Source organism: Klebsiella grimontii (genome assembly GCF_042137965.1).
GTDB classification, from domain to species: domain Bacteria; phylum Pseudomonadota; class Gammaproteobacteria; order Enterobacterales; family Enterobacteriaceae; genus Klebsiella; species Klebsiella grimontii.
Genome location: NZ_CP169722.1, coordinates 68,971 through 89,234 on the forward strand (window position 1 = coordinate 68,971; position 20,264 = coordinate 89,234).

Annotated in this window: 18 protein-coding genes; all 18 read right to left on the bottom strand. The window is 55.2% G+C overall.

Going from position 1 to position 20,264, the window contains the following annotated elements:
* Window positions 1–48: 48 nt before the first annotated feature.
* Complete coding sequence (locus ACE3MN_RS27170; RefSeq protein WP_004136829.1) at window positions 49–348, bottom strand: hypothetical protein; 300 nt, start codon at window positions 346–348, stop codon at window positions 49–51.
* Window positions 345–2,480, bottom strand: a complete 2,136-nt coding sequence (locus ACE3MN_RS27175; RefSeq protein WP_375364423.1) for an S-type pyocin domain-containing protein — start codon at window positions 2,478–2,480, stop codon at window positions 345–347. The genes ACE3MN_RS27170 and ACE3MN_RS27175 overlap by 4 nt, the downstream gene beginning before the upstream one ends.
* Before the next feature lie 3 nt (window positions 2,481–2,483).
* On the bottom strand, window positions 2,484–3,635 hold the full coding sequence (locus tag ACE3MN_RS27180) for a tail fiber domain-containing protein (RefSeq protein ID WP_155553392.1): 1,152 nt from the start codon (window positions 3,633–3,635) through the stop codon (window positions 2,484–2,486).
* Between the two features lie 1,106 nt (window positions 3,636–4,741).
* Window positions 4,742–5,617: an incFII family plasmid replication initiator RepA gene (gene repA / locus ACE3MN_RS27185; protein ID WP_108703733.1), complete on the bottom strand. Its 876-nt coding sequence runs from the start codon at window positions 5,615–5,617 to the stop codon at window positions 4,742–4,744.
* Complete coding sequence (tap, locus tag ACE3MN_RS27190) at window positions 5,598–5,678, bottom strand: RepA leader peptide Tap (RefSeq protein ID WP_375364428.1); 81 nt, start codon at window positions 5,676–5,678, stop codon at window positions 5,598–5,600. The genes repA and tap overlap by 20 nt, the downstream gene beginning before the upstream one ends.
* 227 nt (window positions 5,679–5,905) lie before the next feature.
* Window positions 5,906–6,166, bottom strand: a complete 261-nt coding sequence (locus ACE3MN_RS27195) for a replication regulatory protein RepA (protein ID WP_108703732.1) — start codon at window positions 6,164–6,166, stop codon at window positions 5,906–5,908.
* Between the two features lie 132 nt (window positions 6,167–6,298).
* Complete coding sequence (locus ACE3MN_RS27200; RefSeq protein ID WP_319928060.1) at window positions 6,299–6,856, bottom strand: phospholipase D family protein; 558 nt, start codon at window positions 6,854–6,856, stop codon at window positions 6,299–6,301.
* A gap of 97 nt (window positions 6,857–6,953) precedes the next feature.
* Window positions 6,954–7,262, bottom strand: a complete 309-nt coding sequence (locus tag ACE3MN_RS27205; RefSeq protein ID WP_004098858.1) for a hypothetical protein — start codon at window positions 7,260–7,262, stop codon at window positions 6,954–6,956.
* Window positions 7,259–7,909: a DUF2726 domain-containing protein gene (locus ACE3MN_RS27210; protein WP_142446429.1), complete on the bottom strand. Its 651-nt coding sequence runs from the start codon at window positions 7,907–7,909 to the stop codon at window positions 7,259–7,261. The genes ACE3MN_RS27205 and ACE3MN_RS27210 overlap by 4 nt, the downstream gene beginning before the upstream one ends.
* A gap of 5 nt (window positions 7,910–7,914) precedes the next feature.
* Window positions 7,915–8,562: a hypothetical protein gene (locus ACE3MN_RS27215; RefSeq protein ID WP_155553390.1), complete on the bottom strand. Its 648-nt coding sequence runs from the start codon at window positions 8,560–8,562 to the stop codon at window positions 7,915–7,917.
* Window positions 8,563–8,711: 149 nt separating this feature from the next.
* Entirely contained in the window at window positions 8,712–9,014 is a 303-nt protein-coding gene (locus ACE3MN_RS27220) for a hypothetical protein (protein WP_040118499.1), read from the bottom strand.
* A gap of 204 nt (window positions 9,015–9,218) precedes the next feature.
* Entirely contained in the window at window positions 9,219–9,566 is a 348-nt protein-coding gene (locus tag ACE3MN_RS27225; protein WP_155553389.1) for a DUF6404 family protein, read from the bottom strand.
* A gap of 19 nt (window positions 9,567–9,585) precedes the next feature.
* Window positions 9,586–10,179, bottom strand: a complete 594-nt coding sequence (locus tag ACE3MN_RS27230) for a fertility inhibition protein FinO (protein ID WP_142446426.1) — start codon at window positions 10,177–10,179, stop codon at window positions 9,586–9,588.
* Between the two features lie 147 nt (window positions 10,180–10,326).
* Complete coding sequence (gene traX / locus ACE3MN_RS27235; protein WP_375364424.1) at window positions 10,327–11,052, bottom strand: type-F conjugative transfer system pilin acetylase TraX; 726 nt, start codon at window positions 11,050–11,052, stop codon at window positions 10,327–10,329.
* 56 nt (window positions 11,053–11,108) lie between these two features.
* Complete coding sequence (traI, locus tag ACE3MN_RS27240; RefSeq protein ID WP_375364425.1) at window positions 11,109–16,370, bottom strand: conjugative transfer relaxase/helicase TraI; 5,262 nt, start codon at window positions 16,368–16,370, stop codon at window positions 11,109–11,111.
* Window positions 16,370–18,670 carry a type IV conjugative transfer system coupling protein TraD gene (gene traD / locus ACE3MN_RS27245; protein ID WP_142446423.1) on the bottom strand — a complete coding sequence of 767 codons (2,301 nt, stop codon included), beginning with the start codon at window positions 18,668–18,670 and terminating at the stop codon, window positions 16,370–16,372. The genes traI and traD overlap by 1 nt, the downstream gene beginning before the upstream one ends.
* Window positions 18,671–18,893: 223 nt before the next feature.
* Complete coding sequence (locus tag ACE3MN_RS27250) at window positions 18,894–19,583, bottom strand: tetratricopeptide repeat protein (protein WP_235891254.1); 690 nt, start codon at window positions 19,581–19,583, stop codon at window positions 18,894–18,896.
* A 31-nt stretch (window positions 19,584–19,614) separates the two neighbouring features.
* A complete protein-coding gene (locus tag ACE3MN_RS27255; protein WP_142446422.1) occupies window positions 19,615–20,244 on the bottom strand; it encodes a hypothetical protein in 630 nt (209 codons plus the stop codon).
* Window positions 20,245–20,264: the final 20 nt, after the last annotated feature.

The window sequence follows — 20,264 nt, forward strand, 5'->3', positions numbered from 1 at the left end:
CGGAGGCAGTTTGGTACTGTCCAGCCATCATAAATTGAATAGCATTTTCTAACCTTTAACTGCAATTTCAATTGCTTCTCTGATTGATTGTAACAATACAGATTTATCACGAAGCCCTATAGTTTTTCTGTATACAGGATTATCCCAGTCACTTCCACGTATAACGTTAACACTTAAATCGTTCGAACCTTCATGAAATGAGACATCTACTGAAAAATCATTTGCATATTCTACCAGCAAGATATCTTCATCAATATAGTCTACTGGTCCATCAAAATCCGTTATAAATAATGTATCATCTGTTACTGTCCCACCATTGAAGTCGATTTCTGTACGATTTATTCTCATTTCATGTACTCCTTAGCTTTTTGTTCTGATACTGGATGAGAGTGAATAACCCCCTGAGATTCTTTTACAACAACCCACTGAGTTTCTTTTCCAGCATAAGCTCCTATTACACGATCATACTTTTTGACCTTCCATGTGGGATGTTTTGCTGTTGTTTGTCCATTTTCCCATGCATCTACATCAATTTCAGGAATATTTACATCTGGTTTAAATTTAGCACTCCCTCCATTAGCAGTTTTATTAACAATATCCTTCCAGGATACTCCTTTAGGCGGATAATGCTTGTGTTTATGAGTAACTGATTTTGGAGGACTATTCAGCATCACATAAATCGGCTCAACGCCAGTACCGGTCGCATCCGGCTGCCAGTAGATAAAGTCCTGCAACGCAGGAATATCCGCCACCGGCAATGTTGTGGTGACGATGCTGTCCGCCTGCTTAACATCGGTACCAGTGTGCACCGGCGTCACCGGAACCGGCGTACTGTTGCCGGTATGTGATGGTGCCGCAGGACCGACCGGTACAGGGTTAATCAGGATGGTCCGCGACGGGGCGCCCGCGACGGCTGGTACCGTGATTTTATCCAGACCGGTGGCCTTGTCGCGCACGGCACTCAGTACCGGTACCGTGGCAGGTACACCGCCGGAGCCAGTTTTCACCATCATCACCGACTGCCGTCCATTACTGTCCGTGGAGATAAAGCCGCGTACCGGCAGATCAACTGTTTTCATCCCGGGTTCGATTTTCACCTTACCCGTATTAAAAAGACTGACCTGAGCCGCCATCATATTAATATCGCGTCCCGGAACCTTGTCACTGCCCCCCCCTGCAGGCCGCGAGAAAAATATCGTCGATGCGGCAGCAACCATGGGACCCGCGGTGCTGGCAGCCGCCGTTCCGACCGCCCCTCGCCATAACGCGCCGGCAATCGAGCCTGCCCATTCACCCACAGCAGTCATTACTCCCGTGCCCATTGCAGATAGTTGTATCCCGGCAGGTGCCCGGTTAAGCATCATCGCCGCCGGTGCCGTCAGCAGGGCGCTGGCTGATTTCACCATTTCCGGAGTGAACGCCGGCGTCTCCTGAATACCTGCTTTGCCAAACAGGTATTTACGGTTTTCCTCGGTTTTGATCGCCGCATCTATTCTGTTCCTGATATCTGTCTCAGCCAGTTGACGCTGATGTAGTGACACAGGATTTAATACCTCTACAGAGGATATATACAGCGGGCTGGCTCCACTCCCTGCCGGGAATCTCACAATGACATCGTCATTTCTGGTAGAGGAGGTATAGCCGGCTGAACCATAAACCCCCTGTCCGCTAATAATTCCTCTGGCGTTTGGAACATAATTCTTGGGAAACATCCTGGAATCATTAATATAATCAGTAGTGAAAATAAGAGGTGGAAGCCCGGGCGCAATGGTTGCCTGATAAGTATTCTTCAGGAATCGGTCTGATTGTGGTGTCTTGTCCTTCACGAGACTGGCATCAACCACACGAACAGACATGGGTTTTCCTCCTGTCACCACCAGGTACTGATTCCCCCCGGATACCAGATCGGTCAGACGCCGCTGAACGTTCACTGTTCCTCCTGGTGCGGGTAACGCATTTACCGGCACGTCTGTGACGGCATTTAAGGGCTGGATTGTCATTACGCGGGAAATTTTTTCCGGGTTCGGGGATTCTGGCTCCAGCCGGGCATAAGGTACAACGGCAGGCCTGGAGGGGTCAGGTAACCCCGAAATCAGTCCCCGGTCGAGAGTGGCCATGGCGGCAGACACGGGCTCCTGTTCCCGATAAGCTTCATAGAGACCGATGGTCCAGCCGGGCCAGTCACCCTCTTCTGTCAGTATATCCAGAACGACCCTTACCGGAACACCATATAAAAGGTAGCCCTGGTCAGAAGCCACGCCTGCCATATCGTAATCAGCCCAGCCGGGCCCTAAGGTTGATGGTGGCAGATAAGAAGTATCAGGAGGGGTATATCCGTTTGACGGCCATACAGTCAGAATATCACCAGTCTGACTTCCCGTAGTGGGCGCGGCCCAACGCCCAGGACCGTCTTCATCAGCAGGAAACCATACATTACCCGGTAATGGTGGTACCCCACCGTTGAAATCATACTCATCCATGAATCAGCCCTCCCGACCCACACGTTCTTCCAGCGCTGCCAGACGTTGTTCAAGCGACAGTCTGGCCTCCTTCTCCTGAACCAGCGCCTGACGTTCTTCCTTCAGTGCTTCAACCAGCAGGGCGACCACACCGTTGATATTGATACTACGCGCATCCGGCAGCACACTGCCGTCATTGAGCGTCAGCGTTGTCTGCGTCACGGCCTGCGGTAGCACGGCCTCCACTTCCTGGGCAATCACCCCGGCTTCGGGTTTCCCCTGTTTGAGGTAGGTGTACCCGCCGATACGGTCGAGTCTGTCCAGCGCATTATCGATTTTTTCGATGTCCGTTTTCATGCGGGAATCAGAGCTGCTGCTCCAGGCGCCGTTGGTGTAGGCATGGCCGTCGTTACGGAATTCGTACCAGCCCTGAGCGCCGCCATTGGCCACATGCAGCCCCAGAAAATGATGCTGTCCGATACGCTCCTGGTGATAAAAGTCGGCGGCTAAATCGCTCGCGCCCTGCAAATGAACACCGTTGGTTACTCTCTCAGTGCTGCTGATATTTTTGTTTCCCCCTGCCCAGAACCAGCCATCCGGATTACGTTTAATAAACTGTCCGGCATCCAGTTCGGCATTGGGGCGAAGACGCAACTCATGCCATTTACCGTGCCAGTCGCGGTAGGAAAGTATGCCGAAATCGTCACGACCGGCATTCACCCTGGCGCCCATCATCATTCTTGTGGTGACTTTACCTGTAGTGAAATCCGTGTACACGGGCGCGGCATCATAGGTCTGGCCGTTAATGAGCGGGTCAGGCCCGGTCAGGGAGGTGGAAATGCCGGCATTATGGGAAACGACAGCTCCGCCGGAGATATCCACGCCGTTTCGCAGTGAGACGCGACCGGTGGAGAGACTGAATGAAAAGGGGCGCAGGGTGTTCCACTGCCCGTCCTGAGACTGACCGGCAGCCGTGGTCAGGGCATAAAAGTCCCGGCCGTCATTACGCAGGATGACGCCGGTACTGCCGTTTGAGAGCCGGAACCCGTTCGCGGATTTCGATACTATTTCTCCATCGCTGACGACCCGCTTCCGCAGTGTGGTCAGGGATTTTAATTCGGTGATGTCGTCGTTGATGCCATTCAGTACCTGAGCATTTTTCTGTTGTTCAGCCATGGTGAATTCCTTTTATGCTGATGAAAGTGTGCGATAATTTTTACGCATACTGTATATACATACAGTATTCATTCACCGTACACGCTGCCCTGTGACATGTCAACAGATGAGACGCATTCTTATTTGTTAATGATTTGGGCATGCGCGTCAGCGCATGGGAGGCGCAAAGCGCCGGAGACCCTCGCAGCGAAGCGAGGACGAAAAAAGCATTACGGCTTCAGCCGTAATAATCCCCCACCCTGCTAAGCCTAACCAAACCCGCTGAAAACGATTCAGAAGCTGCTGTGCGCGGTCGGAGTGGTCACGACAAGGCGACAGCCGCAGTCGGGGCGTATCTCCGCGTTAGCGGGCCGTCAGGGCCGCTTACGAGCGTGTATGCCAGAACTGAAAGCCACACCACCCACAGCAACGACAAAATCTAGTTACAACATCCGTCATTTTGAAGCGATGCATTACCCCGGCCGATGGCCGGGGTGGGGCGGCGCTTTTCAGTGGCGGTCAGGTGGGCACTGATGTGATTGAAGCGTGAGCGTTCTCCGGTGGTGAGAGGCGAGGTTTCTGCTGTCGTTTAAGTGGTTTTTGACGTGCCGAGGACAGAGCTGGCGCAGTTTTCATGGTATTTACCCGGATGATGTAACTAAATGGTGTGGTATTGCTGAAATGCCCGCCGTATAGCGGCGGGAGGTACTTTTATGGTGTTTCCGAACCGGCGCGGACGTGAGTCCGCTGCAAGGGCGGGCATTCTCTGAGCCTGTCCACAGGGCAGGCGACGAACAGGTTATGTATTTATAAGAGATAAAGATTATGTATTTAAAAGAAGTACTGAGCAGGGTTTTAAAGGAAACCACGCACTTTGAAACTTCAGCGACTGGCGCTCTGTAAGCATCACGGTTGTAACCTTATGGAAAAGTCCCTTGCAGTTACTGGGGGATAACTGAATTCAGCGACCGGAAGTGACGCCGGTGATAAATTTTCTGGCCATATTTGCGCAGGGAAGCCCGGGATTCAGCCGGGCGAAAGGGAACAGGTGCTCAGATAATAATCTGTGACGGACTGCGGACGTGCGAAAGCCTCCGGCGCCGGCCGGATTTTTTCGGGAAGGAAGGTTATATGGGGACGGTGGCCAGCCGCGTGTAGTTGTTCCCCCGCGACATCAGCATGCGCTCTTTCACGCGACGCTCCAGCTCGCGCTTCATGGCATCGAGCCCCCCGGTAAAGCGCCCGGTGGCGTACTCACGCGTCAGCTGCTGCTTCACCAGGGTCACAATGTCCTGACGGGTTCTGTCCGCGTCACGGCGTGCACGGGCGCGTTTCAGGCCATGTTGTTTACGTTCGGACTGGTAGCTGCGGAACCGTTCGCGCACAAACCGCCAGGCTTTCGCTATCAGCTCGTCCATCTCCAGCGGCTTCAGACTCTGCTTCTGGCGCTGCTGATTTTCCCACTCCACGCGGCTGCGGCGCGCAGCCAGCACCGCCACGTCAGAGACATCCAGCGCGGAGAACAGGGCCGGGGTGAACGTGATATCTGTCGGGATATTGCAGCCAATCTGCGGGTCATATTCGGTCTGGTAGGTAATCAGTCCCAGCTCCGCCATAAATTTCAGCGCCCGCGTGGCTCGGGTGATGGACAGATTGCCGGTTTTCGATTCGGTCGCCAGACCGCACTCAATGGCCAGATTGGTGATGGAGCGCTGTACCCGGTTGGCCAGCGGGTCATAGTGGAAGCACAGTCCCTGCAGCAGCGCATCGATGGCACGCCGGCGCAGCAGCGGGGGCATACGTTGACGCTTACCCAGCAAACGCACAAACGCCACATGGACGGAAAAGTCAAAACGGGAGGTGAAGCCATCAGCTTTCGCCATCAGCTTACGACAGAACGGCAGGGTCTTTTTCCCCTCACGCGGCGTGAATACCGGATTAGGGTTTTTGACCTGACGATAATGGGAGAACAGGGTCTGAACGTCAGTCACACCTTCCCGCACTTATGCTGCGCGGAAGGAGTAAGTTCAGAAACTGATCTTGAAGTTCTCTGAGCATGCACATATACTCCCTGCATAGAGCAACAGCTTCTATGCAGTTTAAATGACAACCCACTTAATCTACGATTCCGCCAAGTTTCATGAGATTAGTGGGTTTTCTCTTTTTTGGTCCCGGGTAGACACCTCATCAGAACCAGTTCCCTGCCACCTTACAGCGTGGCCAGCCATCAAAATTTGTTAAACGATCAGTAATCTAGTACTCACGCGTCGAAGGTTCAAGAATGTAAATATTTACGATTCTAATTTCCTTCGTTCATCTTCAAGCTCAATGAGCTTTTCTAACATTTGAGCCTGAGTGATACCTTCTTCATCTGCAAACTGTACGAGCTTGTCCTTTAAAGAACTTTGTATCACTGCATGAAATGCTTTATGCGTCGAACTTCTGCGAGCCAAAGAGGCTTGCTGGCGCTCTCTTGCGGGTACAGGAGCCCCCTTTCGATAGGGACGCTTGATTTTCGATGAGGAAGTTCCTGCATTATCAATCTGCGACATCTCTGCCTCCTCAAGGATCTAAAAAAGGATCGTTCGCAGAGAATACTACAGAATATTTGAATCAGCGACTTACTTTATGAACGTAACCCGCGTTGGCGCACGGTTTACGTCCGGGGATCGTTTAAGGCGGTATCAGTACGTCTGTTTCCAGTCCGTTCCCTGCAACCAGCGGGATGTCCAGTGGTTCAGGTAGCGGCGGGCTAAGGCTGGGTCGTCCCAGACGACAAGCACGTTCTCCGAGTTCGAACGGTCTGCAGCCCGGCTGAAGTTAAATGAGCCGACCTCAGTGTTGCGGCCGTCGGCGATGATCACTTTGTCGTGCAGGATTTTGTATGCATCCACCGTCCGGACAGGAATGCCCGCGCTGACCAGCAGATTCATGGTTGCACGGCTGGCCTTGTTACGCTCGCCGGTATTGGCTTTGTGGTCCAGAACGACCTTCACATCCACGCCCCGGCGTTTTGCTCCGACAAGCGCCCTGACCACCTCCGGAGAGGTGAAGGAATAGCCCATCAGCCGGATTTCCTGTTGTGCGGTCGTAATGGTATTCAGAACCAGCTGCAGGGCTGTTCCTTCCGGAGAAAACCCGGTCTCGATGTTCGCGGCATAAACGGCCGGAATGGGTGCGCACAGGCTCAGGCTGACCAGTCCGGGCAGACACCATCTGAGGAGAGTACGATTTACTTTCACAGTATTTCCTTCACTGGATGTATTCAGAAACGCCGGGGGCGGGGGAAACTGGCTTTTCCCCGCCCCAGGGGTTGGACAACGACGCTCTGCGGAGGCGTCAGGCTTTTGTGGTATGACGGAACCAGTAGCACTCCGGCCCCTCCTCCCGTGGATGTACTGAACCGAGAAACCAGCCCTTACCGGGCGGAGGAACCAGTTCCCATGCTGAAGCGTCAGGCGGGCCATCATCCCATCCGGCACAGAATGCCTCTGTAGCCTCGTCACGCATACTCATCACGAAGCACTCCAGCTTCTGGACGCGCAGCCACCACATCAGCTGTGGCGTGGTCTGGCAGCAACTCCGGATTAACGCCGGGTGTGTCCAGTAGCCCCGCGCATCGCGATCAACCTCTACGGGCACAATCATTTTTCTTCCTCCCTGCGTTCAGTATGCGCTGTCGGTAAAGCTGTGTCGGATGCAGATATATCGTCGGTTTCAGCTTCACGGTATTTCAGAAACTCACTGACTCGCCTGACCAGTTTCTCTGAGTCCCGGTCGCGCAGCAGCGGGATACCCGCCTGCCTCAGTACCTCTTCCAGCAGGATGTCGCGCCGGATACGCTGTTTTTTCAGATGCGAGGCATCATCAAGTTCAATCGCGCCAACGATAGCAAAGGTGCGGATATCAACAATGACCACGTCGCAGTGCCACTGAGACGCCATGCGGAAGAGTTGCCACCAGGTCCGGGAACGTGGCCGGATGTGGGGAGCGAGTGTGGCAATATCCGCCACCCGGACCTGCGGGCATAACAGCCAGCGCTTACGGCTGGTATGCCTCAGCAGTGCCCGGTAAAAGTGTTGTTCCCGTGGTGTCATGAGCGAGTCATTTCCCACCCAGACCCGCTGGCGACACAATCGCTGCTCTGCCTCCGAGGGGCGAATACCCAGAGCTTTCAGTGACATCAGGACCGGAGATGTCTTCGTTACGGCCCGTCCTTTCAGAAGCAGAACCAGAAACCCCAGCAGACTCAGCACAACAACGGTACTGCCGGCCATCATTAGTATTTTCGCCATGCTGTTTATTCCTTTGCCTCTGCCGGCAGCCTGTCCAGCAATGCGCGGCGAAAGGCGTTCGGCAATCCTCTCCCGGCCAGAACATCGGCAATCAGAGCCGACATGACGGAAATCAGCAGGACGTAGCGCAGGACAAAACCAGTCTGATGCACAAGCTCTGTGGCGGGCATTTCCCGCAGAGCGTTGAAGACCCGAACAGCATCCTGCGGAAATCCCCGGGCAAGAAAGCACAGACCAGCCAGCATCACCGCCGGCGCGTATATCAGCCCCCGGCTGACACCCCGTTGAGCCAGGTCCAGAAGGGCAACCATCTGACGGCGATACACGTCAGCATCCTGCAGAATTTCCCATTCCAGACGGGCCTTTTCATGGCGCGGCAGTATGGCCACCACCTGAATACCGTCGCGGATACTGACCAGCGGTGAGACCTCCGGCTTTCTCATCCGGTCGGTGCGACGGGTGTACAGGGCCAGACCGGCCCAGAACAGCGCAACAGACAACGCAACAGACAAAGCAACAGACAACGCAACCAGATAAAACCCGTATGCCCGGGACACAGGAGAAAATAAGAGCATCAGAACCAGCGCCAGCGCGATACCGTATAAATAACAGAATAATTGCTGCTCAGTGCGCAGAATAAAATACCGAAACATATTCGCATTCCTTTTAAATATTAAAATCAACCCACACGAGTATTACCCATGACATTTTACAGACTGTTTGCAGCAATATACGCAAGGGATTTAAATCCGTTAAATAGTGCACTCAGATATATATTCAAAAATACATCCGGGTACTGATTTCAGTCGTACATAACCGGACAGGTATTATCAGAAACGCAGTCAGCCAGTCTGAATGATGATGAAAACACCCACCCCGTCAGCGTCAGCATCTCTTCCGGCTCATCCGGCGCACACAGCGTCACACTGGTGTCGGTCACACTCTCAATGTCAAAGCCACCCTCATTTATCAGGTAGCGAATCACATCATCCCGGGAGTGAATCAGGCCCGAACCCACCATCCGCAGTACCGAACGTCTTATCATTCTTCGCGCTTGGTCAGACTCGGGCACAGCAGACTCATCTGTCATTTCATCTTTAACCATTATTTACCCTTCTCGTTTAAAATATGATTTCCCGAAGGGAAAAGAATAACAACACATTGAGTGTGTCTTTCAGAAATGAATAATAACCACCGCAGCACGGCCATATATAATGACCGCACAATAAATTTAATATTTTATTTACTAAAAAGGATATATAACTGTCAGTGCAAGAGTAATCGCCCCTGACAGTATATATTCATTCCGTTACAGGTCTTTCCAGTCAGGTAATTTATTCGCCCTTCGCCGCCACAGGTGAAACAGCGCCATCGTTAAGCCAAATAATACGCCCGCGATAAGACTGACCGCACAAGCAAACAGAGGACTCATCCCCTGTGGACGCCAGACCATAAAGTACATCAGCAGCCCGTATCCCACGGAGAAACCGCCTGTCATCAAACCGAAAACCTGCCAGAACGAGGCAAACGGCAGCGGGGGGATTTTTACACCCAGCCACCACAGCAGACGTATCAGAGGCGGTGCGTAATTACTTTTCCACATCTTACGGCTGGCCATTATCGCCAGCGCCTTTTGTTTCCGTTCCTCAAAATCCATTTCACACCTCCGTTTGCATTCAGTCAGCCGTCTGGCTCCTCATTCGCTCAGTACGCAGCAGCTCCTTCATCATGCGCTCACTGGCGTACTGAGCTTCCTCTGCCGTAACGGTGGCCACGGCATTGCCCTGCAGGTCATAGCGGGAGGCACCTTCCCGCATCCGGGACAGATAACCCGCCGACCGGGTCAGGCTTTTCAGGCACTTAATCACCTGCTTATGTGATAACGGCAGGTCACGCTCTGTAATGTCCGCAAACAGCTGTTCACGCATCCCGGTTGCCAGCAGGCGCGGGGCGTTACCCTCAAACAGCTGCGGCCAGAACGCCTTCAGGGTCATGACAGCCTGCTCCGGCGGCAGCAGCTGAAGATAACGTACAGGAGGCGGAGTCTTTGCTGCTTTCACCGCTTCTTCTGCTGCCTGGCGTGCAGCGGATTCGGCGGCCTTTTTCGCCTGCTCCAGCTTCTCTTTCTTGACCTTCCAGGCGGGCGGCGTCGAGACCACCACGACTTTTTTGCGGCGAACGACGCCCGGTGTGCTTGTGACATCCGTTCCTGTGCTTTCCGCCGCAGGCTTTCGTTTGAGGCTCAGTACAGGGCGTTTTTCTTCTGCCATAACAATTGCCTGTAGTTCAGTTCAGATAATAAAGATTACTATACCTGAACGGCATCGCCCTTTCCTGTTCCAGAGAAATAAGGGCGGTGGCTCCTTTTGTAACGCGTTCAGACACTATGTCCTTTCCCGGATGACCTCCGGGATTTTTTACATCGAGACGACTATCCCCAGCACCGCAAGGTGTACCGCATAGAACATCACAAAGAAATGCCGTGGCCAGAAACGTTTCACACTTTCCCCGACAGATGAACACACCATCAGCGTCAGCAAGGCAATCGCCAGCCCGGCCACCGACTCACTGACATCATTGATATTCATCAGTAACACCATGATGGCCCATAGCGCACCATAACTCAGCCGTTCCGTCGCATGCTGTGCGCGGCAGAGCAGCCAGCTCGCTGTAAGCATCCCCACACCCGCCATGCCGTAACTGCCGGCTGACAACGGCATCCAGGTTATCAGAAGTCCGACTGCCGGGAGGGTGCAATACCAGGATGGCAGGCTGAACCACCGCAGCGCCTGACCGGTGACGGCAAAGACAAACAGGATATTACCCGTGTACCACGGGTACCCGATAAGCATGAACGATACCTGCGCAACGAGCGCCCAGCCCCAGAGGCTGTTCAGTTGTGACTGGCGTATTTCTCCGTGCCGGGCCAGATTCATCCCCCAGACCAGACCGAACAGCGGAAAGCAGCCCCGCCCCAGCAGGCGCATGAGCTCGTTGTTATTTGCCAACAAAAGGCCGGCATGGTCGGTGACCATCAGAAGCAGGGCCACCGTTTTAATCATATCCGTCTGCCCGGGCGCCCAGGTCAGCAGCGCCTTAAGCCAGCGGTCTGCGGCGCTGACGCGTATTACGTGTGTTGTCATCGTGATTTCCTTATTTATCCCTGATATTGCTGTGCCTGACAAATGCTGCAGGTGCGTCAGTCGCCCCCGAGGGTTTTCTCCCGGTTCAGATCGCGCACCATGTCCCGCTCCATCTGCTGCAGGCGTTCACGCTGCAGACTCTCTGAGGCCACCTGCTGTATCGCGGCCTCCTGGCGCCGGGTCTGTGGGTCATCCGGCAGCAGCGTTTTCTCTTCGCCCGGGCGGTCACGCTCCAGGCCGCGAATCACGTCCCCGATAACCTCTTTTATCCGCTCGCCTGGCTCGCCCGCTCTCTTCTCCTCCCCGGCCACTTCCCGGGCAGTCTGTTCCGCCTGTTTTTCCATCTCCCGGCGCTGCGCCTCTTCTGCGGCCCGCTGTGCCAGCACGTCCGGCGGGAGCGGAATGTCAGTACCGGTATCAGGGAGCGGTGTATTCGGCAGGGGGTCAGCCCAGACCCGACCACCGGTGATGGCCTCCGGGTTCCAGGGCCGGTCGTCGCCGGCAAGGCGTACTATCACCCCGCTGTCGGGGTTGTCGCGGGCTGTTCTCACGCCTTCGCCCATATTCCCCGCCAGCAGACTTTCGCCGTTGCGGCTGTTCTGCAGGGCGACGAACCGGGCCGTTTCGTCCCCCATAATCCGCCCCTCGCCCCCGATGGCCTCCAGCCGCCCGTCCCTGTCGGTCAGCGGACTGAGCCAGATACCGGCCTCCTTGCCGTTTTTATCGAATGCCGGCAGGGCCACATGTGGCTGCGGATATTTTTTACCGGGTGAGATGAATTTACCCGGAGAGCGGCCTCTGGCCAGACCTGACTGTTGCAGGGCAGCCCGGCCTGCGGCGGTTTCATCCAGCGGCTGTGCTCGACCATAGAGCTGACCGGCATTCCTCACCGCCCGGGCGTTCTGCGGTTCGAGCACGTCATGTGCGCTGGCCTTCTCCTGAGAACGGCTGACCGCCGTGGTCCACCCCTCCCGGTTGTCGGTGTAGACCTGCGCATGCTGTTTCATGCGCGACAGCGCCACATAGGCCGACTCAAAGCTGACCAGCGCTTTCCGGCGCCCTTCCACGCCTTCGAGTGCGATGGCGAAAGGTTCACTGGCCCCCTGCGCGCCGTGGGCGGTGATGGCGTAGGCAAGGTCGATGTGGCGCTGCGCTTCATCGGCCTTCGGGTTCAGTGTGCGGGTGGTTTTACCGTCAGACAGCGTGACACTGTCACCCGCGACCGTTTTCACCTCCCACACGCTGTTGGCCACATAACCCCGCTCCGGGTCACTTTTACTGAAGCGCATCCGGTCGCCCTGTGACACGGTGATGTGCTCCTCGCGATAGAGCGTGACACCCTCCGCTGACGCCTCCCGGGGAGAGAGAAACCGGGTGTTTCCCTCTCTGTCCTTCAGGGTAATCAGCTGGTTTTCTTTATCGACGTTCTCAATGCGCTGGTAAGTGTTATCGAGAAGGGCCACGGCCCCCTGATGCTCTGACCAGGTGGACAATTTACGCAGCTCGCCGTCACGGATGTTGCTCGTGACCAGTACCGGCAGGGTCATCTCCTCTTTACTGACCTCGCCATTCTGTACCCGGGCATCATGGATGAGCCCATTCAGTGCGCGGCGGTCTGCGTTCAGATGCGTGATGATAAGCGTATTTGCCTGCGCCGCCGGGGTACGCCCGGTGTAGTCCTTCACAATCGCATCGTGGAGGGACACTGGCGTGCCTGGCGGTATTTCCTTACCCTCCTTCAGCGCATCCTGTATCGTTTTTTCCTGAGCGGGAGTAAATTCCACCACGGAATTTTCCGGTACCCAGGAGCCGTCTTTTCTGGGCACCTGCTCCGGCGTGACCTGTTCAATAGTGGACAGCGCACGGCTGATATCCCGGTCAATCAGGCTGTAGACCGCCGGTCTCAGTTCAGGCACCTGGCGCACAATCTCTTTCATGATGGCCACATCCGCGGCACTGCGCTGCTGCATCAGCCGGAACGGTTGGCCCGGAGAGATGGACTGCAACTGATCGGTATCGCCGCTGAGTACGGCACGGCCTCTCCCGGCCGCAATCAGGGAGAGCGCTTTCGCGGTGTCTGCCAGCCCGACCATCGAGCTCTCATCAAGCAGGAACAGCGTATTGCTGAAATCCGGCGTCTGGCCGTTGCGCTGCTGCAGCTGCGTGTCATGCAGGAATGAGGCGGTCGTCTGCGCCTCCACGCCGGCGCTCTGCATCTCACCCACGGCGCGGTGTGTCGGTCCCAGACCAATGACGCGCGGGCGCGTCTCTTCCGGCAGCAGGCTGATGGCGCTCATCACGGCTTTGAATTGCGTGGTTTTCCCCACCCCGGCGTAGCCCTGGACCACGGTGAACCGGTCCGGGGTTTCGAGTATCATCCGGGTTGCCGCCCGCTGTCCGGCGGTCAGGTCTGTCATCAGGCTGCCCGGCACCCGGTCCATTAACGGTGCCACCGCATCCTTCCCTTCCAGCACCCGCGTCAGAACGCTTTTCTCCGCATCCCAGGTCTGGCGGGAAATCAGCAGGTCGTTGCCGTGGCCGGAGGCCACCGGCACATTCAGCAGACTTCCGGCCTTAATCTGCGCCTGAATGGTTGCATCGATGTCTGCCATTGGCACCTTACCGCCGCCGGTTTCCAGCGCCGTGGCCAGCAGCTGCGGCCGGGTAAAGGTCAGGCTGTTCCCCTCCAGCAGCGGGATGGAAAGATGAATCGCCTGCTCTGCCGGGGTATGCAGTCCGGCCTTCTGCTGTGCGATGGCCACCTCAAGGTCTGTTTCTCCCGAGCGGGCCTTCAGCTGCTCCGACACCACGCTGAACGCGGTGTGGCGCGCCAGCTTCTCTGTGGTGCGGGCAGCGTCCTGCGCCGAGTACAGCCGGATATGACTTCCGCTCTGCGCCAGCTGGTTGAGCGTGGCGTTATCGAGTTCGCGTTGCGTGACGGAGGCAAAGACGGTCGCCGTTTCGCTGACCGACCGGCCAGGGCTTTCCACCCAGCCGTGGCCGACCTTAATCCCGTCGAACGGGCTGCTGCCGACAGGGAGTGTCTGGGTGGTTTTCTGCCCGGGACGCTGAACCGTCAGCTGCCCGGCCTCCGCTTTCAGCACCGTGACGCTTTCCCCACCCTTCAGGCGCGTGTCGGGTATCTTCCCGAGCACCGCCAGACGCTCCCCCTCCGCCACCGGCAGCTTATCCGTGCGAAACAGCGCCCACTGACTGTCGACGGCGGAGACCTTCAGGTCCAGACGCTCGCCCTCCCGGTCTGTCAGGGTCAGCATGTTGCTGCTGGCCGTCACCCGGTCAATAACAAAGCGGTCATGCATCCGGGTCTCCGGGTCCCACCGCTCCATCACCATCCCTTCCCGGTAATAATCCCGCACGCCCCGGCTTTTACTGTCCAGCCACACCGGCGTCAGCGCGGTCACCGTCATGTCCCGGCTGCCGAGCGCCCCCTCATTTTTGAGGGTATCGCGGATAACGTTGTTCAGGACATTCTGCTCACGCGTGCCGCTGATTTGCGTCACGCTCTCCTGCCCTTCACGCACGCTAGCGGCGAACTCCTGTGCCAGTCGGATGTAGCGCGCACGCTTGTCCGGCTCGCTGATGATGTCTGCCGTCGCCTGTTTTCCGCCCTGCCACCGGTATGTATTCACGCCGCTGTCTTTCAGGACTGTCAGCGCGCTCCCGGTTCCGCTGCGCTTGCCGCTGTCGGAGAGCAGGACCTGTACGTTATGGCGCATGGCGCCATCGAGCAGGGAAATCGTCTCCTTCAGGCTCAGCTTCTCCGCCTGGTCCACAATGAGCGTCCCTCCCGGGATAAACGCCGTCCCGTCCTGCAGGGCTGACTTGCCGGTTACGGTTTCTCCGGCCAGCCGCGCATCCCCGGCAAGAAACTCCCGGGAGCGATTATCGGCAGCGAGGATATGCACGTCGCGTCCCTGTTCCCGGGTCATCAGTGTCAGTTCAGCAACCCGCTCCCGCTGGCCGGCCGCGCCGCCCTGACCGGCGACAATCCCCATCGCCGGACGGTCCTGCGCCAGGACGCTGACCGCATCGCTGAAGGTTTTTTCGCGCACCACTGACGCATCCGGCGTGACGGAGACGTGGTTCTGGCGCTGAATTTCCTGACTCAGCGCTTTCACGGAGATCTCATCGAGGACGTGAATGTTTGAGGTGAAGAGGCCTTTCTCCCGGTCGAGCGGGATAAGCTGCTCCCGTTCAATCGCCGCATCGATGCCCGTTCTCGCCAGTTCAAAGACGCCGGGTTTTGCCTCCAGCTGGCCAACCGTGCGCGCCAGCACATCCGCATACGTAAACTGCACCTTACGGTCGCTGAGACCGGCAATCGCCCGGGTCACCACGTCCGTGATATCCGGTCCGTCGGTTTTCACCGGCGCTGCGGGTGCACGGGCAATCTCTTCTGCCCGCGCATCAGCCGCCTCACGGTAGCCACGGATGTCGAAGCCGGTCTCCTTCAGCGTGTTCATCCACTCCACCATCTTCTCTGCCGGATCGATGGCTTCCTTTGACCTGCGGGTATCGAGTGCCGCGACATCCCGGGACTTCAGGGACGCATCGGGTCCAGCCGCCTCCCTGAGCTCCTGGCTGCGCGTGGAAAACGGCTCGACCGGCACGTCCTTCATCTCCCACATGCCGTGCTTGCCCACGACTTCGGTTTCATACCCGAGCTTTTCCACCAGGGGTTTCAGCGCCTCCCGGTAGAGTTTCCCGAAGGCTGTCTGGTTAGCGTACACATTCTCGATAAAGCCCGTTTTACCAACCGTATCGGTACCGAGAGACTGCCACTTGTCCCCGTTCTGCGTGGCATTGATAACGACGGCATGGGTGTGCAGCTGCGGCTCCTGATTACGGTTCGTATCGTGGTTGAATTTCGCCACAATCAGATTGCCGGTCAGTACCGTTTCGCTTTTTCCGTCCGTCATGACACGGGTTGCCGCCAGAGTCTCCAGCTGTTTCACGGCTACCGTCACCGCCTGGTTGTGGGCATCGATAAGACGTTTATCACCGCCCAGCATCGCCATCACCGACACGCTTTTGGGCGCCGAAAAGGTCAAGTCATAACCCGGCCGGTGCTTATTGGCGCCGTCCTGCATCCGGGTCAGGTCGCTGCCATCCGGCAGTTTCCCTTTCAGTAGTTCGGTGAACACGGCCTTGTCGACTGCTTTTCCGTCCAGACCCAGCGCTTCCGCCCCTTTGCCCTGCCAGCGTTCCTCCATGCTGCCGATGACGTAGTAATTGTCTTTGTCCGTATAGTAATTACCGGCACTCCCGGCCGACTTGACGGAGCCAATCGACATCATCAGAAATTCCCTCCAATCTCAATATCATCCTGCTCATCGCGGCGGTGGCTGTGGTTAATGTTGACCTCTTCACGCCGCTGCATCTCGCGCTGCGTCTGCTCATCAGCCAGCCAGGCGTCATACGCCTGCATGTCTTCGATTTCACCGTCCTCATTCATGCCAGCCGGCATCATCTCCTGCCCCTGCTCTGCAGACTGCTGTGCCAGCGCCTGTTCGGTGCCGCCGGTCGTGGCCGCCGTCGCAACAGCAGAAGACGCTGTCACGCTGGCAGCAGCAGGAGTCGCTGCCGGTGCCGGGCGGGTTAACGGTACGGTCGTGACTTTAGCCTGTGGCACTTCTGATGCCTTAACGGATGCCGGTGCGGCCAGCGTTTCAGCTGTCGACGAGGACTTCAGGGGGGCAGGTGAGACCGGAGCGCTTTCCGGCTCTGGCTGTCCGGCCGGTGTTTTGCTGTCTGCATCACGCTGTTCAGGCTCCGGCGCATCCGGCGTGAAAAGCGCCCGCGCCAGACTGCCTTCGGCTTCCCGCGCCTCCAGGAGCGCACTGAGCCGGGCGTCCACCCGTGTATCGAGAGTGCGCTGAATAAATCCCTCGGCAATTTTTGGGCGCGGTTTGTACTTCAGGGCCAGCTTCACGGCCGGATACGGCCCGGGCAGCGTGACGTAACAGGACAGGTCCGGGAGTGTCTGAATATCGGAATAGCTGACCAGCGTTTCACGCTCTTTTTCTTTCCCGGTCGATACCCCGTCACGCACCGGGTCTGCACCGTAGGAGTACTGTTCGCTGGCCTTGAGGATTTCCTTCTCACCAATCTCACCGGCGGCAAACTCCGCTATTTCCCTGCTGGGAGAACGGAAGAAGGCCCGGGTGTTCATCACGTCAAAGAGCGTGGCGGCGGGTTTCACGCCATAGATGTCTTCCAGCTGGGCGTAGGACTGAATACCAAACACATAGCAGCCGCCGAACTTACGCGCTTCCGGCAGGATTTCGACCAGGTCCGGCAGCTTGTGCAGCGTGGGAAGCTCATCAGCAAAAATCCACACGCGCCGGTTGCGGTTCTCCCCCATAGCCAGCAGACCCCGGATAGCAATCGACAGCCACATGGAGATAACGGGCTTCAGGGAAGCATGCGTGTCTGCATTGGAGGAGATGAACAGCCAGCCATTGGGCCTGTCCTCACGCACACCGCGCATCCAGTCCCGGATAGTGAACGGCTCGCCATTCTTCTCAATGCCCTGCAGGTAGCGGATGGCCTTGACGTAGTTGGTCAGCACCGCACGGATACTGATAGCGGTTTTCTCAATTTTTTCTTCCACCAGGTTCGCCGCCGGGGTGTTCTGCAGATAGGCGCGCAGCTTGTCGATTTTGATGGAGAGCATGGTGTCGACCAGCTTCTCGTAGCTGCGGTCCTTGTCTTCACGCATCAGATACGCGCCCTCGGCAAAAATCGTGCGCCCTGAGCCCTGCCAGAACGGGTCCTCTTTGGTCCCCATCGGGATAAGGGTATTGGAGACGTTATCGAAGTCCGGCAGCGTCAGGCACTCTTTCCACAAATCCCAGGCCGCACAGCGCGAGTCCAGTGGGTTGAGGATTTTATCGAGCGACGGGTCGTAATAGCTTTTGACAAACTCACAGGAGCGGTCGTAGATGATGGCCATATCGCCCCGGGCGCGGACGTAGTTCAGGAGACGGCGTATCACTTCGGATTTACCGGAGCCCACGGTCCCGTGGAGACAGAAGTTCTGGATTTCGGAGTTCAGCAGTATCGGCAGATCGCCAATTTTAATATCCGAAGCCATACCGTCGCGCTTCATCTGGCGCGCCACGTCTTTGGGTTTATCGGACAACTGGCGCCCGCCGGTATTCTCATCCTCGCTCTGCTGTTTCCCCTGCCGGCCCAGTACCCAGCTGGCAACAAAGAACGTCACGATACAGATAACGAGGGAAACCACGGCCGCAAACACAAAACTGGTCCACAGCTGCTCGCCACACCAGATGGTATATTTATCGGCCAGGATTTGTTCTGAGGTATATTCCAGCGACTGGCCGTAATACTGAATGGTGTAGACGGGCTGGGAGCGAATAATATCGCGCATGGGACCGAGCGTCGTACACCACCAGTACACGCAGCCGTTCACAAAGGTCTGCCAGCTGAGGCGGAACATCAGCATCAACCCGCACAGCACCCAGAATAAAATAAACAGCACGTAAAATATAATATTGGCAATCTGGCCAAACATGCGAAAGCGCATATTGGCAATCTGACCGCCCTGCGTCATATCTTTGGCATTGAAGCTCATGGCAATAATCCGTCAGTAAACCATTGAGGAAGGAATGCCGGATATCAGGAAAATATCCGACAGAAGGTGATTACATCATTAAAACATTCCGCCGATGGCGGCAACGCCTCACAGGCGCACAAGTAAATTGCGCACCTACTCACCGTTTGAGTAAAAACAGAAAAAAACACAAAGAGGAACCCGCCATTTTAAATATGGCAGGTATTATTATCGAAGCACATATCTATTCATTGATTAAATCACAAGCTTTTTTATATCCGTGCTCACATGATTTTCTCAGATATACATAGCCGGTATGCTGATTCATAGATACACCGCTACCATTAGAGTATGAAACATATAGGTTGAACTCAGCTTGGCCATTTCCCTTATCAGCTGCTTTTTCCCACCAGTCTACCGCCTTACTCATGCTACGCTCTACACACACTCCACGTAAGTAGTAATTACCAATATTAAGATATGCCATATCATAACCTTTGGCTGCTGACGAGGATAAAAGTTCCCATATCCTATCACAGCGTGCATCTCGAGACTCTGACTCCGAATATAATATCGCCAAATCATTTTGCGCCCTTGGTTCACCATTACGCGAGGCTTTAACTAACCACTCTTCAGCTTTTTTTCGGTTTTTCTTGACACCTGTCCCGTAATAATAGAAAGAGCCTATATCTGCCTGCGCCTCAGCGTTGCCTTGCTTTGCAGCTTTACCTAACCAGTAAAAAGCTTTTTCATAATCCCCGGACACTATCATATACATCCTGCCTATTTTGAACTGTGCTTGTGCATCGCCTGCAATTGCATCTTTCTTAATCTTGCTATAATAGTCATCGTTTGACCATGCATTAAATAGCGTAAAAAGAAAAATCCCACCGATCAAAATATTGTATTTTTTCATTTCGATATCTCCCTGCATCAAAATTTTCTTTTTTAATAAAATCACTCACTCAATAATCTGCATGGCTGTTTATACCATAGGAGTTTCCGCAAACATCTACGTCGCTAATCATTGGCAGTCCACTTGCAGGATTCACATCAGAAATGCTGCCATTAAAATCTGGAACGCTGGGCATATGAATTTCGCATCCTGAGCCGGAAGTATTACTAATAGAAAAATCCTCTCGACCCATATAGCTTAGAGAATCTGAAAATTCGTTTAAGCAATACGATGGATTACTACTGATAACTTTGCCACTTGCTACAAACGGTTCTACCTGAGCAAACGAAGAGTCATTACCGTAACGGCGTGGGTTAATACGACTATTCCTTACAGAGATTAGGTTCGTTTGAGAAGTCAACCGCAGGCTTCTGCTTAGATAGAAAGGATGAAAGAAAAATACAAACATTAAACACAGAGCAGGATGTATCAGAGCAAAAAGGAGCACAAAGCTCATGTACTTTAAATTATTACTACAAAATGGAGGGTATTTCACTTTCCTCTTAACAACAAACTTTACATATTCAAAAATCCCAAACCAAATTACAGATAAAGCAGTGAGGAAAATAGTAATAATCAGGAGGTAACCATGTGATAAACAAGAAAGGCATACCATCATCGACATAAACATATTTTTCATACCCCCTCCCTAGAACATAT

Bases quoted from the DNA above. Each gene is read 5' to 3' on its own strand.
- ACE3MN_RS27170 (WP_004136829.1), bottom strand. From the start codon at position 348: ATGAGAATAAATCGTACAGAAATCGACTTCAATGGTGGGACAGTAACA.
- ACE3MN_RS27180 (WP_155553392.1), bottom strand. From the start codon at position 3,635: ATGGCTGAACAACAGAAAAATGCTCAGGTACTGAATGGCATCAACGAC.
- traX (WP_375364424.1), bottom strand. From the start codon at position 11,052: ATGACAACACACGTAATACGCGTCAGCGCCGCAGACCGCTGGCTTAAG.
- ACE3MN_RS27230 (WP_142446426.1), bottom strand. From the start codon at position 10,179: ATGGCAGAAGAAAAACGCCCTGTACTGAGCCTCAAACGAAAGCCTGCG.
- ACE3MN_RS27215 (WP_155553390.1), bottom strand. From the start codon at position 8,562: ATGTTTCGGTATTTTATTCTGCGCACTGAGCAGCAATTATTCTGTTAT.
- ACE3MN_RS27175 (WP_375364423.1), bottom strand. From the start codon at position 2,480: ATGGATGAGTATGATTTCAACGGTGGGGTACCACCATTACCGGGTAAT.
- ACE3MN_RS27195 (WP_108703732.1), bottom strand. From the start codon at position 6,166: ATGTCGCAGATTGATAATGCAGGAACTTCCTCATCGAAAATCAAGCGT.
- ACE3MN_RS27210 (WP_142446429.1), bottom strand. From the start codon at position 7,909: ATGGCGAAAATACTAATGATGGCCGGCAGTACCGTTGTTGTGCTGAGT.
- ACE3MN_RS27205 (WP_004098858.1), bottom strand. From the start codon at position 7,262: ATGATTGTGCCCGTAGAGGTTGATCGCGATGCGCGGGGCTACTGGACA.
- traI (WP_375364425.1), bottom strand. From the start codon at position 16,370: ATGATGTCGATTGGCTCCGTCAAGTCGGCCGGGAGTGCCGGTAATTAC.
- ACE3MN_RS27225 (WP_155553389.1), bottom strand. From the start codon at position 9,566: ATGGATTTTGAGGAACGGAAACAAAAGGCGCTGGCGATAATGGCCAGC.
- tap (WP_375364428.1), bottom strand. From the start codon at position 5,678: ATGTGCATGCTCAGAGAACTTCAAGATCAGTTTCTGAACTTACTCCTT.
- ACE3MN_RS27220 (WP_040118499.1), bottom strand. From the start codon at position 9,014: ATGGTTAAAGATGAAATGACAGATGAGTCTGCTGTGCCCGAGTCTGAC.
- ACE3MN_RS27255 (WP_142446422.1), bottom strand. From the start codon at position 20,244: ATGAAAAATATGTTTATGTCGATGATGGTATGCCTTTCTTGTTTATCA.
- traD (WP_142446423.1), bottom strand. From the start codon at position 18,670: ATGAGCTTCAATGCCAAAGATATGACGCAGGGCGGTCAGATTGCCAAT.
- ACE3MN_RS27250 (WP_235891254.1), bottom strand. From the start codon at position 19,583: ATGCAGGGAGATATCGAAATGAAAAAATACAATATTTTGATCGGTGGG.